The sequence below is a fragment of the Pseudobacteroides sp. genome, from assembly GCF_036567765.1.
Lineage (GTDB): Bacteria > Bacillota > Clostridia > Acetivibrionales > DSM-2933 > Pseudobacteroides.
In genome coordinates, this window is sequence record NZ_DATCTU010000006.1 from 53,115 (window position 1) to 68,427 (window position 15,313).

The 15,313-nt window shown below is 37.7% G+C and carries 10 protein-coding genes; 5 read left to right on the forward strand and 5 right to left on the reverse strand.

From position 1 onward, the window contains the following. Nucleotides 1-15: 15 nt before the first annotated feature. The 5 genes from VIO64_RS01165 to ahcY form a co-directional block, all read right to left on the reverse strand. On the reverse strand, nt 16-2,853 hold the full coding sequence (locus tag VIO64_RS01165) for an MSEP-CTERM sorting domain-containing protein (protein WP_331914387.1): 2,838 nt from the start codon (nt 2,851-2,853) through the stop codon (nt 16-18). Between the two features lie 147 nt (nt 2,854-3,000). Beyond that, complete coding sequence (gene xrtK / locus VIO64_RS01170) at nt 3,001-3,579, reverse strand: exosortase K (RefSeq protein WP_331914389.1); 579 nt, start codon at nt 3,577-3,579, stop codon at nt 3,001-3,003. Between the two features lie 26 nt (nt 3,580-3,605). Beyond that, nucleotides 3,606-4,616, reverse strand: a complete 1,011-nt coding sequence (locus VIO64_RS01175) for a hypothetical protein (RefSeq protein ID WP_331914391.1) — start codon at nt 4,614-4,616, stop codon at nt 3,606-3,608. Nucleotides 4,617-4,628: 12 nt separating this feature from the next. Continuing rightward, the gene (locus VIO64_RS01180; RefSeq protein ID WP_331914393.1) at nt 4,629-4,970 is read right to left on the reverse strand and encodes a PadR family transcriptional regulator; all 342 of its coding nucleotides are present in this window, start codon (nt 4,968-4,970) and stop codon (nt 4,629-4,631) included. A 323-nt stretch (nt 4,971-5,293) separates the two neighbouring features. Continuing rightward, on the reverse strand, nt 5,294-6,697 hold the full coding sequence (gene ahcY / locus VIO64_RS01185; RefSeq protein WP_331914395.1) for an adenosylhomocysteinase: 1,404 nt from the start codon (nt 6,695-6,697) through the stop codon (nt 5,294-5,296). A 521-nt stretch (nt 6,698-7,218) separates the two neighbouring features. Between ahcY and VIO64_RS01190 the strand changes: the two genes are divergently transcribed. The 5 genes from VIO64_RS01190 to VIO64_RS01205 all read left to right on the forward strand — a co-directional run bounded on the left by VIO64_RS01190 (nt 7,219) and on the right by VIO64_RS01205 (nt 15,242). Beyond that, nucleotides 7,219-7,902, forward strand: coding sequence for a DUF2461 domain-containing protein (locus VIO64_RS01190; RefSeq protein WP_331914398.1), 684 nt, complete (start codon nt 7,219-7,221; stop codon nt 7,900-7,902). 282 nt (nt 7,903-8,184) lie between these two features. Further along, nucleotides 8,185-8,289: a cellulose binding domain-containing protein gene (locus tag VIO64_RS22995; RefSeq protein ID WP_414705223.1), complete on the forward strand. Its 105-nt coding sequence runs from the start codon at nt 8,185-8,187 to the stop codon at nt 8,287-8,289. Between the two features lie 402 nt (nt 8,290-8,691). After that, nucleotides 8,692-9,516 (forward strand): hypothetical protein, encoded by an 825-nt coding sequence (locus VIO64_RS01195; protein ID WP_331914400.1) that lies wholly within the window; start codon nt 8,692-8,694, stop codon nt 9,514-9,516. A gap of 137 nt (nt 9,517-9,653) precedes the next feature. Then, nucleotides 9,654-9,974, forward strand: coding sequence for a hypothetical protein (locus VIO64_RS01200; protein ID WP_331914402.1), 321 nt, complete (start codon nt 9,654-9,656; stop codon nt 9,972-9,974). 282 nt (nt 9,975-10,256) lie between these two features. After that, nucleotides 10,257-15,242, forward strand: a complete 4,986-nt coding sequence (locus VIO64_RS01205; protein WP_331914404.1) for a hypothetical protein — start codon at nt 10,257-10,259, stop codon at nt 15,240-15,242. The last annotated feature ends 71 nt before the right edge of the window (nt 15,243-15,313 follow it).

The following is a 15,313-nucleotide window of genomic DNA, read 5'->3' on the forward strand; positions in this document are numbered from 1 at the left end:
TTTTTAATGGATCATCTAAACAGCCATCTTTCTCCTTCTATGCCGAACCACCAAAACAAAGGCTGCCGTTATAAGTGCAATTATCATCAATGAAGGTTCCGACATCTGGGATGGCTCCCCTACATCAAGAGGTTTTTTGGTTGAAAGAATCTTTTGCTGCTTTTCTAAAAGAACCTTTTCCTGGGCTTCATTTTCCAACACTATATAGGAGGTAAGGGGAGACATAACTCCGGTTTTAATGCTGGCCTTAACTATTTCAAGTGTCTTACCACTGGTCTTTTCCGGATGCAAAAACATGCTGGCAGTTGCAGCCTTTAGCACAAACCCGGTGTCCAATGAAGACATGGCTTTATCGGAATTAAGCTCATAGTCGCTATCGCCAAGGACTATCGATGTAGAAGTATCATCGCTTAAATACGCCTTAATATCAGAAACATCAGGCCATGGAAGAACAGTATCAGGTGAAATTGATGCGGTTGCAGGGATTTCTGTTGTTCCTTTTCCATCCAGCGAATGGCTCAAAAGCATCCCTTCAGTATTAAGACTGTAAAAGCACTTTACGTCCGGCATTAAATACTTTAATGAATCGTAGCTGCCGATCAAGGTTGCTTTATCGATATCATCGGTAACTATTATTACAGCAGGGTACTTATGGGACTTATCTTTATAGTTTTCAAAATGAATGCTTTTAAGTGCATGGTCAAGATAAAGCCCTCCAACAGCCGGGAGCTTATAATACTGCTCCTGCCAGGCTCCTCCAGCCGTCAACTTTTTCAGATTGTAGTTTAACGCAGATATACCAATATCCTTATGGTTCAATTTGTTCTTTTCAATGTAGTTTTCAACGCATTTAACAAGCTCCTGGCCCCTATCCTTGCTACCTTCCGATCTATCAATTACAAAGTGATAAAAGGGAGCCCTTGTGACTTTCAAAAGTGCTTTTTTAACTTCATATGGCACAAGAGTAACATCATCATCAATTTTCTTTACTGAAGCATCTAAAAGCCCCACTTCTTTGGTGCTGCCTTCAACATTTGTGTTTCCAAGGTCAATACCAAGTTCACCAATTTTTAATGTTACAGGCGTCTTGTGAATAATCTCAAAGCCTGTTTTTCTGGTTTCGTTTGTGTTAAAAGGAAACACTTTGAATTCTATTATGCTGTCGCTTATATACGAAAGAATCCCCGGATCCCTTCTTATAGTCACTATTTGATCATATATCCAGTTTGCAGCCCTTTTATCTGCAATCATACCGAATTTCTTTTTATTATTTACATAAAGATAATAGTTTGTTATAAAGCTGTCTTGGGGAAGCTCAAACCTGGCTCTGAATTCAGCGTTGAAATCATTAGAGTTTTTGAGATCAAAGTGAATCCAGCTCCTGTAGCAGTTGTTTTTTGAATCAAATTGCGTCTCTACAGTGTGTTTATCGATCCTAACTGGCTGAACCTGTTCTTCACTAGTCTCAATTGTATTATTAAATGTGTTATTTATAGTATTATTCTCATACTTTACTCCTAAAAATATGCTTTTAATTGCTTTGATCTTTTGTTCGGACAGTGTAAGGTTCTCCAGTACAAGCCAATTATAATAGGCAGATATCAAAGGAATTTTATAATTTGAAGAAAAAAATCCACCTCTTCTACCGGATGATTTGTTTTCTCTTAAAAAGTTCAGCGAGCGTGAAAGTGCATTAGTATTTACCTTTACTTCATTCTTATCCGAAAGGTTTTGTTGATAAATAAAATTTAAAGCTTTATCAATATGTCCCTTATCGCTATTAAAGGAAATTGAGATAAGTGCAGGTATAACTGAAACACCGCAGATAAAAACAATTAAAAGAGCTGCTTTTTTGTAGTGCTGCTGTAAGAATTTATAGTCATCCCATAGTGATCTGACGTGCACAAAAGCTTGTGCAACAGGCACCAGCAATAGAATTCCCAGTCCAAATGCCAATAGTCCAATCAATGAAAAAGGCAAGTATGGCAAAAAGATTATAAAAAAATAGGCAGTAAAAGTGAATGTGATGCTTTTAAGTATAAATAAAAGACTTCTTAGATACTTGTTGTCTGAGGATGGTATAACAAGCAGCACTCCCGTAAAAACTGCAAGCAGATAAAAATAAACACTGGAGAAATTCCCGAAAATATTGCCCTGATTGTTTATTGAAAGCCCAAATAAAGGTCCCAGTGTTACGATCGGAATAACGGCTTTTTGCCATATCTGAGGTTTCTTATTAAGAAGGTGATAAATAAGTTTGACAATAACAAACAAAAATGCAACAGTTCCAATAACAAATGATATGGTTGAAAGGTGGTCCAAAACCGATGTAAAAGGAACATGCAATAACGGAAGCAACGCAGTAACAAGCAAAAACCAAAAGGCTGGAATTGCCAGAACCGGTACTGTCTTTTTATTAAACAAAATACCAAACTTAAAGGGAGTAAGCCAGACTACGCTAATTAGCATTGCAACAACCATAGAAGGCGTAATCATTGTAACAACCATCATTTCAGGGGAAATCTCAAAAAGCATCCAGTCTGGAATACTGGAAGGAATTATTTTATCATTAAATACAGTAAAAAAATAAAGATATGGTATGTAAGTCAAAAAAAGTGAAACACCTGTTTTTAAATGTACTTCCTTCCTTGAAATCAATCTTATAACCCCATAGACAGTATAGGAAATATACGATAATCCCAAAAGCCCACCGAACACAGCCCAAAGCCGTAGATTTTCCTCAGTGAGTTGGGAATTTATAATATAAAATATTCTGCCCATTATTATAAATATCAGCAGCTGTGGCAGCGAAACTCCTATTAGAAGCCAATAAGGCTTAAGTATATTTTTCATTAAAACACTCCTTTCTATCTTGAACAAAATCGCTTACGATTTTGCAACCCTGATTGTTGTCGTGGGAAATTGTGGTGTGAATACACCATAATTTCCTAGACATAAACAAAATTGATTGCGATTTTGCAACCTTGATCGTTAATAAATTTACAAGGTGGTTTTTGGCATGCCTCTAGATTTCCTGGTCTTTAGAAATATGACAAGCCTCGATATTGCCATATAGAACAATACAAGAAAAAAGAAATATACCAGTGTTCCTAAAATCTTGTGGAAATCTTCTTTATCAATTTTTAAATATGCATCGTTATAAACTGTAAAATTTATAGCAGCTACTATTCTAAAGGTATTAACAATTATTGTAATTATGTAAGATAATATTAAAAACAACACTGCAGCAAGTACTTTTATTATACCATTAAATTCCTTAATAAATGAAAAGGAAAATGCACAAAACAAAATTACCAGAAAATTAATTCCCGCACAGCTTGGACCTATTTCAACAGTTACATCTGAACTCATGTAGCCTCTTTCCTGCACAAAATGATAAAGAGTCCCCGTAAATACTTCCACAAGCCTTGTAACAGGAGCCAGTATAAATTGCAGAGAAAAACTGTCTGCATTCGTGTAAAAAAGCTTTATGGCAAAAGCTGTTACAAGGCAGCCTAAGTATAGAATATATGTGGGACATAGTTTTTTATATTTTTCATATAGACCTAAAAAACTCATTAAATAAGATTCCTTTCATTACTCCACTATTTCATAACATTGTACCTGACTCCCTTATATAAAGTGGTTATGGCATCTGCAATTCCCACTACTATGATAACTGCAATAAACCCAGTTTTAAATTTATCCCACAATTCATTAAAATCAAAAGTCAACTTCATATGTTTCACAATTGCACTTGAAAAATCAGGATTCCAAATATCAGGATTGGTAAATATACTTAATGCCAAGATAGTCGATACTACACCTAACACAGTTACAACAACCGAAAGCTTTAGTGTCCACCTTCTTGTGTAAAGCTTCAAAATTTCTTTAAGAATATGCAGCAAAAGTATTGAAACAAGTATTACTCTTACGCCTTGCATAGCCTCTTGATTAAATACCGGAATCACTATTCTCCCACTCTCAAGTTCAAAATATGCAGCGAAGACCTGTGGCGTACTATAAAGCAGAACTAAAAATATGGTACTGAAGATGATGGATATAACAGGCTCATGTACAGGTATTACTGCCTTTTTTTCCGGAATAACAGGTAATTGCGAAGGACTCCATTTACCTTTTTCCAGGCTATCCTTTTCAGTATTACCCTTTTCCATATTCATTTGACTTCTCTCAGCAATTATGAAAGCTCCGGTAGTCCAGGCAAAGGCCTGCAATCCTGCGGAAAACAATGCAGACAAATAGTTCTTTATTATATCAAGCCCGCTTTGTTCCTTTGTAAAAAAGCTTTGTGCCATAATAGCCATTGTTACCCCTGCAAATACCGCAATAAGTACAATCTTTAGTATCAGTATATATTTTTCGTAGTATTGGGGACCTATAAGGTATCGCTTGGATCCCCTGTAGTTGTCTGCAAGAATTTCAGGATCTCCCAATTCTATAAGAACATTTTTTACCTTACTCTCGTAAGATACATCTTCATCATTTTCTTCAACCATATCACCTATAAGTGCTTTTAGCTCTTTTTCAATATCCGCCCTCTGCTTTTCGGGAAGGCTTCTGGTAACAGCATAAACATAACGATTTATCAAATCCATATTCTTTCCCTCCTACTCTTTTATCAAGTCATCCATCTTCTTCACCATCTCAACCCATTGTTCGCATAGCCTTCTATATATTTCTCTTCCGTATCTGCTTAACTGATAATACTTCCTTGGTTTTGACGCATCTACGTCCCAGTTGCTTTCCAGCAAGTTCTGCTTTTCCAGTCTCCTTAAAAGCGGGTATAGTGTCCCTGCTTCCACAGGAATACCCTTCTCTTCCAGCAATACAACAAGGGAATATCCGTATTGGGGAAGTTTTAGCTGACTTAGCACACTGAGGATTATGGTTCCTCTCCTAAGTTCCAACAATAAACTGTCGAAGAGATCGTCCTGCTTATTTTCTTCCATAGATTCACCTCCTATATATATTATACTGTATGTCATACACTATTGTAAACAACACATTAATATATATTTTGAAATATTATTATATTCATAATGTTAAAATTCTTAAAGCGATATCATCATAAGCTTAATATATCTGTTTTCACGCTGGTTATAATGCAAAACCCCTTTACAAACAATATGCAAAGAGGTTTTCCTAAAAATCTTAATATTAAATTTGTTATTCGTATACAACCTTAGTTGTTGTTGTGAAAAATTGTGGTATAGAATACACCATAATTTCCTAGACATCAAAAAAGTAGTAGAATTATTGCTTTAGTATATCATTAATATTTATAGTGATCCGGCTTGAACGGACCATCAACAGGAACTCCTATATAATCAGCCTGTTCCTTTGTCAACTTTGTCAGCTTTACACCGATTTTTTCAAGGTGGAGCCTTGCAACTTCTTCATCAAGCTTTTTGGGCAAGATATAAACCTTGGGTTCATACTTATCCTTGTTCTTCCACAAATCAATCTGAGCAAGTGTCTGATTTGAGAAGCTGTTGGACATAACAAATGATGGATGCCCTGTAGCACATCCCAGGTTTACAAGTCTTCCTTCCGCCAAAACAAATATTTCATGCCCCTCAGGGAATATATACTTATCAACCTGAGGCTTTATGTTTATCTTTTTGATGCCAGGGTAGCTGTTTAGTTTAGCCATCTGAATTTCATTATCAAAGTGGCCTATATTGCACACAATTGCCTGATCCTTCATTTTTTTCATATGCTCAAGAGTGATAATATCCATGTTGCCGGTTGTGGTTACATAGATATCTCCTATACCGAGAGTATCCTCAATGGTTTTGACTTCATAGCCTGCCATTGCTGCCTGCAATGCACATATCGGGTCAATCTCAGTTACTATCACCCTTGCTCCAAGGCCTTGCAAGGATTGTGCCGAACCTTTACCAACATCGCCATAACCGCATACAACTGCTACCTTTCCAGCTATCATAACATCTGTTGCTCTTTTAATTCCATCAACCAATGATTCTCTGCAGCCATAAAGGTTATCGAATTTTGACTTGGTAACAGAATCATTGACGTTTATAGCAGGAACTAGAAGTTCTCCTCTTTCAACCATTTGATAGAGTCTATGAACTCCGGTAGTAGTCTCTTCCGAAACACCCTTCCATTCCTTGACTACCTCGTGCCACCTCTTGTTGTCCTTCTTGAGGCCTTCTTTAAGGAGCTTGTTTATAATTTTAAGCTCTTCATTATCGGTAGCTTCGTCGAGAATTGAGGGTTCATTTTCTGCTTTGTATCCCCTATGAATAAAAAGAGTCGCATCCCCTCCATCATCAACTATAAGCTGGGGTCCGAGACCACCAGGGAATGTAAGCATCTGCTCCGTACACCACCAGTATTCTTCGAGGGTTTCTCCCTTCCATGCAAATACAGGAACACCTGCTTTTGCTATTGCAGCAGCTGCATGATCCTGGGTGGAGAATATATTGCAACTAGCCCATCTCACATCTGCTCCAAGGGCTACAAGAGTTTCTATAAGAACCGCTGTTTGTATAGTCATATGCAGTGAGCCGGAAATTCTAACACCCTTCAATGGCTGCTCCGGAGCGTATTTCTCTCTGATAGCCATAAGTCCAGGCATTTCTTTTTCTGCAATTTCTATTTCTTTTCTTCCCCATTCCCACAAATTCAAATCTGCAATTTTATAATCCGACATAATTACCTCCTTTTGAATAATAATAGTTTTTATTAGTTTTATTACATTAATTCATGAAACACCAAAATAATTAGGCCTTTTAACTTAATTTTATTATCCGGTTCTCATTTTGTCAACGTATAATTGTATATAAATGAATTTAATTTACTTTACATTGATTATAATTTAATCTGATTATATTTTCACTCACAAGTGTATTGAGTATCCAAAAAAGAATGATGTGACATTTGCCGTCAACTAAGTATAAAACAAGTATCACTAGAAACTGTGGATTGCATTTCTCCAAAAGGTAAGTCTTCTACACATATAAATCTTTATTTTCGAAGTCCTCTGATTATAAAAGCATATCCAATTATGCATTTAATGGAATAAATATCACTTGATTAGAAGAAAAGATGGTGATAAAATAGACCCTCTAAGCTATATAGCTAGAGCGGAAACAGTAATTTTGATGTATATATATTATAACTTGGGAAAATAAACTATGCTATGCAGCCAAGTACAGTATTCGGAGGTATAGAATGAGCTTTAGAGGATTTACAAGTGAAGCACTGAAATTTCTTTTTGAAAATAAAATCAATAACAGCAAGGACTGGTATGATAATCATAAGCATATATATAAGCAATATGTATACAACCCGTTTGTTCAGCTTATAACAGAGCTCACACCCACCATGACAGAAATAGACAGTCAGTTTCTGACCATTCCTTCAAAACTAATCTCCAGAGTACGAAGAGACACCCGTTTTTCAAAGGACAAGTCTCTTTATAGGGATAATGCCTGGTTCGTATTCCTGAGGAATAAATCCTTGATGTCCTCGTCTCCCTGCTTCTGGTTTGAGATAAGCCAAAAAGGTTCAAGCTACGGTGTAGGGTATTATGGTGCACAGGCATGTTCAATGTTTGCTATGCGTGAAATGATCTGCAGGAGTCATCCCGCATTTTTAAGTGCTTTAGAATGCTATGAATCTCAAGATACCTTTGTTATCGGTGGTGAAATGTATAAAAGAAGCAAATTTCCTGACCAATCTGAGAACCTGAGATCCTGGCTAGACAGAAAAAATATTTACTTTGAATGTGCACAGAATGATTTTAGCCTGGCATTTTCAAAGGAATTACCTGGCATTTTGAAAAAAGGCTTTGTAAGCGTAAAGCCCATTTATGATTTCCTATGTGCGGTGGAATCTACTCAAGCCCAATCTTAGGCACGATCAAAAAATAACTTCCGCTATAAATTTCGCTCATGTGTTGACTTAGCTCGTCAACACATGCTTGCGGTTGACAGTGTTGATAATCGTGTTATCATGTTCCCTTATGTAAAACCGGGCAGAGGTGGACCTTATGGAGAATTCTTGCCAATCTTATACAAATTTATACGTATATTTCCGATACTACGCATATTTATAGAAAAATTGCCAATACTTTAAATATGAAAGGTCCCCAATTTGGGAGACCAGATATTCTGATTTAGAATGCACTAAAATAAAATTCCCACAAACCTACTTAACAGTTCTTCATCCTCAATAGACCTTGCAAATTTGAAAATAAGATATTACTATACTATCGATTCATCAGCAACTCAAAATTTCTAGTGCGACTGGGCAACAATCGATGCAGCTAATGTAATAGGAAGTTTTGTAACAATTACAAACCCATCGGGAACAGCTGACCGTTACCTTGAAATAGGGTTTAAATCTGGAAGCCTGGTAGCTAATGCCTCTACAGACATACAAGTAAGGTTTGCCAAGTCCGACAATACAACTTATACTCAAGCAGATGACTATTCCTTCAATCCCATAGGAACAACTTATGCAGACTATACCAAAGTTACAGGATATTTAAGTGGTTCACTGGTTTGGGGAACAGCTCCAGCAGCTTCATCTCCATCACCTTCTCCATCACCCTCACCGACAGGACGCAAATTTCTCGTTTTTGTAAGTAAGCCTTTATATGATTACGGTTCTGGAGAAATAGCCAGTACTCTTACTGTATATATGAACAATCTGGTGGCTGAAGGATGGCTGCCGCAATTAATAACAATTTCAACCACCCCTCAATACACATGCATAAATGCTACTGCTTTAAAGGAACGTATACGCACCTTTTATAATAACGGGTATGAAGGATTCGTACTTATAGGTTCACATCCCAGTATTCCTACTGCATTCTGGACATACGATGCAGGTTCCACAAATCTTCCGACAGATCTTTTCTATGCGGATATGAGTAACTGGGGAAGCTTAAATAGTGCGGGTGCATTTGTTCCATATTCTCCGAACCCTTCCAATGATGTTTTGCGTGGTTTTGCACCGGATATGATTTATGGAAGTATAAGTTCAGGCTGCATAACTGATACGATTGCTCAAGAAGCAGTATATGTAGTATATGTAAAAAGTTATCTAAATAAAATTCATAATTATAGAGTTCAGGGAAGTAATCTTGATACCGAATCACAAAAAAGGTCCCTTCTATTACAAGACTGTAATGATTATAAACAAGATAAAAGTGTGCCCACTTATTTGAGAAGAGTTACACCTCAAGTATACAGCCTTTTTGACGATTCGTTAACAACACCCGACAGGATTGAACAGGAACTTGAAAAGGGCTATAAATTTTATCAACAGACTATACATTCTTCAAATGATTACCATCAAGTAGTCGTTTGGAATGGTTATAATATGGGATATAGTGATTACACGTACAACAGGATTCTGACAAATCCCGTTGTTCCCAAGGTTAATTTCATGCAACTGTCAAGCTGCTCTGCATGTCAATATAACGCAATAGAAAACGGTATCATAGTTAAAAAAATAATATAGGTGCAGCATACCTTTTTACTAATAACTATGTTTTAAATGTTACCGGTTCAACAGGCGGATGGGGATACGGCTACAGTGAAGAATTCTATACAAAGCTTGCAAGCGGTACACCTGTAGGACAAGCTTACAAAGATTATATGGCCGGTATTATAGACAATTACACTGAAGTAGGCTGCCCAAAAGGAATTCTTCTCGGAGATCCTACACTTAAATACACTACTACTGTCAATAACATAATTCCTTGTATTACTACCAATCTTGCAGGAGAAAAAGACGAACCCAGGCTCATACTCTATTCAGGTGTTCCTTTTACCATGCAAGCAACCGACCCTGATTTAACAACAAACGGAAGAAATGATAGTATTGTAATTGAACTTTCCGGAAATGATCCTGCAAGCATTGCAATGCTTCAGACAGCAAATATTACAAACGGTACAAGTTCCTTAACCTGGAAATAATGGTATCTAGCATTGTTGTCATTTCATCTGCAATCAGAAATTAACCGTTTACATTTAGCAAGCATATATGGATATATATGTAATAATATGTAGTTATTACACATAATAAATATATAGTGAGATCCATTCAAAGTAAATGTTAAGATTACCTACTATATAAATATCAGCTATTTTGTCCGCCAGGAAAAGAATATTCAATATATGCAAGGTATGATAGCAGATAAATCCTTGAATGCATCTGCTGAATATAGAAGGATTAATGTAAAATAAGGAGGTCGAAACATGGCAACAATTTCTAGTTTAAAATTGGGGGACACAGCTAATCTTTTATATGGTTTCAAACCTGTATGGGATAGGAATGATGAAAGCTCAAAGCCCTTCTATATACCTTTGCAAATTGCTGTTGACACTTACGATGTACAGACTGTGTCTAATACAGGAGTTTGGAGCCTTCCTGTCATTAGTATCCATGACGATGTTGTAAGTCTTATCAGCAAACTTTATGATTATAATGTACTTCCACCGGAAAACGAAGGAACAGTGTTTTCAATACCTTCAGGCCCTCTGACACTTAAGGATGCTGATTCAGCAGCTTCCATGCAAAGCTTGAGTGCCTATTTGGGGATTGACCTAACGAAGAACGATTCGTATATGCTGGTCAGAATGGTCAGGAACTCCGGTAAGGCAGTTCATGAATATGTTTCTGATTTTGGAAAGCAGCATAGGGAGCAATATTTGACCCTCAACGCAAAAGCAGCTATTAATGCATTTGCCGCTTCACTGCCAAAAGACATAAGCACTTCAACACTGACAGGCCTTAATATGGATTTAAGTCTGAATTTACTAAATTTGTGCTATGAATATGGAACCCATTTTGTTTCAGCAGTAGAACTTGGAGATGTATTTTTTCAGGTTTTTGCCATCAATAAGAATAGCTATAATGATTTAAAAGCTGTATTTGACAATGAACGTGGAGATGCTGATGTAATTGACGGATTGGACTCTTTATCATACAAATACTATACCACTGCCTACAACGTCATTTCAGGCCATGCTTACGGCTATGTAACCCAGTACGGCAGCATAATCAGTCTTGGTAAGGACCCGGTTTTGAGCCTGACAGTGAGTAAAGGTGAATGGAGAGACGATAAATATGCACTGCATGACAGTATTTTTATGGCTTATGACAGTTCAAAAAGTGGAAGTAACTTCTGCGAACAGTTTAATTCGGTAACTGTTACAGGGTTTGAACTCCTCCCAATTTCACAGTTGTGTTCAGACTTAAGGGTAGTAAACCTGTGGAACAGGTTATTCAAGGCCTGCATGCTTCAAAAGTATTTGCAGGGCATTAAGGTTGACTTCAGGATTGATGCAGGTTATAAATGGACCAAAATATTCCCCAATTCATCAGATCTGTGGCTATCGACTATTGCTACGCCAACGGTTGATATTTACCAGGAATTTGTGGATATCAATGCCATTACCCTTGTTAACACCCAACAGGTTCAAAATTTCAGTGTTTTTACCCATGTGCTTGAGTTGGGAAACCAACAGCCCAAAAAGATTCCAGGTAAAAATGTGATAATTATGTCATATATTATTGATGCAACTACCTCCAGTGGAATTCCTGTACTGGAGTTCTCCGGGGAAGCTTACGAATCCCATGAATTGGTATGTGGTGATATGCTTGGAGCAGCTGTTATACGCAATGCTGACGGAGTGGAATATTATACCCTGACTGATGCTTTTCTTTATTATACAGGGGAACCAGATGTACTGACAGGACGCTTTACAATCGGTATTAAGGCAGATATGAGGATACAACCCATTTTGGATATATTGCAAAACCAATCTACCAACATCGGCTTCTCGTTAGTGTCTGCGCAGTCAGCACTTACTTCTCGGGGAACCAATGCTGAGGAAATCCGAAAGTTTGAAAAGCAGTATTTAGACTGGCTTGCAAGTATCATTCCAGTTGACTGCGGAGACCCCATGCTTTTAAATCATAGAAATCGGGCTATCTATCTTTCAAAAATATCAGGTAATCTGCGTACAGAAGGAACCCCTGTACCTTATCTTACTTATAGCACATATAAGGATTATGTCAACAGCATGATTGTTGTTGCTGATGAATTATCGGATAAACTGCGGGATTATCAAAGGGATATTTCTGTGCGGAAGCTGGCAGAGCTGACTATTGAGACATCGCAGCAGCTCAATGAGAATATCAAAAGCACAGGCAGCCTTCTCACTCGGTATTTTGCCGATCTTGCCCAAAACCAGACAGACATGTCTACACATTACAATATGATAGTAGCACAGAAACAACAGGAATTCGATGCAACCATTACAGATATAAATAACCTCAATAATCTGATGCTGGAGCAGCAGAGGGCTGTAGATGAAACAGTGAGTGCATTCCAGTTGGCAATTGTAGAATGGGAATCAGACCAGATAATGAAATTCTGCCTTGATATCGCACAGAATGTATTTACTTTAGGTGTGGCACTATTTATTCCTTTAACAGAAACAGAATCTGTGAAAAAATTAGCTGAGATGGCAACCAAAATAAAGGATGTTATTGAAACGGTTAATTCACTCACAAAGCTGAGCGGTGAAATTGCAGATGATGTAAGTGCTCTTAATGAGATATCGGAAGCACTTTCCAATCTCAATAATGACCTGGATATGCCTACTGCCCGTGAATGGGAAGAATTTAGCATACATTTGGAAGCGTCCCTGGTTAATGTTCCTAATGACAGCGGACCTCAAAAAGCAAAGGCTGACCTTATTGCTGCTTTTAAAATCCTTGCACTGAGGGCACAGTCATGGATTGATGCCAACGCAAAGCTAGGGAGCTTGAAAACAGAAATATATTACAACCAGCAGTTGGTGAAGGTCAATGCCCAGCAGGCAGAACGCATGGATTCTTTATCAAAATCCCTACATCTTGGTGATATCAGTGATCCTGAAATAAGCTCTGTTGATTTAGTGGGACTGAGCGGTCAGATTCAATTCCAGTTGAAGCAGGTTATGGCTATGTTGGCAGATACTTTAATGCTGCAAGATTCAGCGGTACAATTTGAATATTTAGGGGCACCTGCACCGATCAGCAGGTTCGATTTGGTAAGTGTCAAACAGGTTATGTCATTACAGCAGCAAAATATAATTAATGCATTGACTATGATGAATCCAACGCCAAAGCCCGTATCCGAACCCATTGTTTATAGGATAAAAAAGGTGCCCGTGAAGGAACTTATTGAAGGCAATATTTTTGAATTTATTATCCAGCCTAGCTCAACGGAGTTTCACAAGTATTCAATGGTCCGTATAGATAAAGTCGTTGCTAACATTTTGGGAATTAAGGGTTCTAACTCAGGAGAATACCTAATTAATTTAACCTGTAAGGGAAACCCCTTTGAAGACAGGGATCGTAAAGGTAACGCCATTGCTTTTAATACCAATGAACGGTATTTTGGCCCCTACGATTATAGGATTTTAGACGGAAAGGCAATTTTTGGAGATCAAACTGGCTCTATAGATGAAAAAATCACAAAGGTTACACCGTTTTCTACTTGGCAAATTAGCCTTCCTGACAGCAGTACCAATTCTGGACTGGAATTTAACGATTTGACAGTGGATATTGAGCTGTCCTTCAGTATTACCGCTTTGCTGATAGATCAAAGGAAAATGCTTATGACGGAAGTATCAAATGATTCTAATACTTCACTGGATAAACTTTTAGACCAGATGTACCAAAATCAGGCGGTTCTTAAGGGATGGGACGTGGTTTTCAATATGATGGAAGAGCCTGTCAACAGGTTCCTGAAATCACAATATGACAACAGAACTAGTGCCAATCCTATGATTATTGATGTCAGCTATTGTGAGAAGATAGATAACCCTGATCCTGATCCGCAGCCACCTTCTACCCCATATATAGCTTCATATACCAGATTTAGCGTAAACCTTGATACACCCATCATGCAGTTTGAAACCAATAATAGTGATTATGTGACAGTCAAGCAGCTTATTACAAGCGGACATACCCAGAAAGGCTCTAAGTTTGTTGATGAAGCTTTTGACCCTAATGATTACGATATCAATGATCCCGGAATCAGGTGGGGAAAGGAACAAGCAATCGATGTGTCTAATAGCCCATATATACAAGGGACAGTAGCCTTAGGTACTGTAGATGGCCTTGTGCAGGATGCAAAAGGGGGTAAAAATACCAAATCAGTAATACTCGATTTTAGAAAAGGAAGCTTTACTGCCCAGAAACTCAATGTCTCCGTTAACAATACCAGACTTAGAGAAGAATTGACTACCTATTTTACGGAGAGTGATATAACCTACCTTGTAAATACATTGGACTTAAATAACCTCACAACCATTGACTCTCTAGTGCCAAGAAGCTTCAAGCTTAACGTAATGACTACCAACAGCAATAAAAATATTCTACAGATATTTATTACCACCAGCGGCACTCAGCAGAACAATCTGACCATTAATGTCAATGAGCCGATTCCAGATGGAAACGACTGTTCTCTCATGATTAATACCAAAATCATGTTCCGGGATATTTTTGTACACAGCTTTAACAGCGTGGGCAACAATGTTACTGTTGAAACAGTCGACCCGGGGGATGACTATAAAGCTTGGAATGCCAGGGTTCTTGCTGGCAACGTTAAAGGAAATGTGAACTTTGGAAATGATAAAGACCAGTATAGGATGAGTCCGTCAGGAAATGCTGTAAGCTGGGATATCAATGGTATGACCTTTTTACCCGACAAGTATAATGGTATTGGTTTAAGCTACAGCAATACAAAAGAAATAAGCTTCCAATACAGATATAAAGTTTATGATGAATATGGCTTTTTTCACTATTCTCCTTGGGAGTGGCACAGTGTCAATGTGACATTTAACATGACTGGTTACTACAATATCGTTGTGGGAGGAAGCGAAGGACTTCAGACTATACAGATTGCCAGCACAACACCTACAGTCAGTGTTGACAATACCACATTGAAACCAACCGGACCTTGTGAATGTAATGACAATACCCTTCAAATGAGGGTAAAGGATGAGATGAAAAAGGATATTCCAGGAGCAATTCAGCAGCAAATGGCCGGAACAAAGTTTCAGGCAATTTCCATATTTGCATTGCAAAACCTTCTGTTCCCTGCAAAAGGTTTCATCCAGATGAGTAGTGCTTATGTACCCGGTGACCTTGTGGTCTTTGGAAAATTTCTTAAGTTCAAAGATTAAAGCTTATTACAACCAATATTGATTTTAAATTTGGCTGGGGAAAATACAGTAAAACCAATTATATGGAGGGA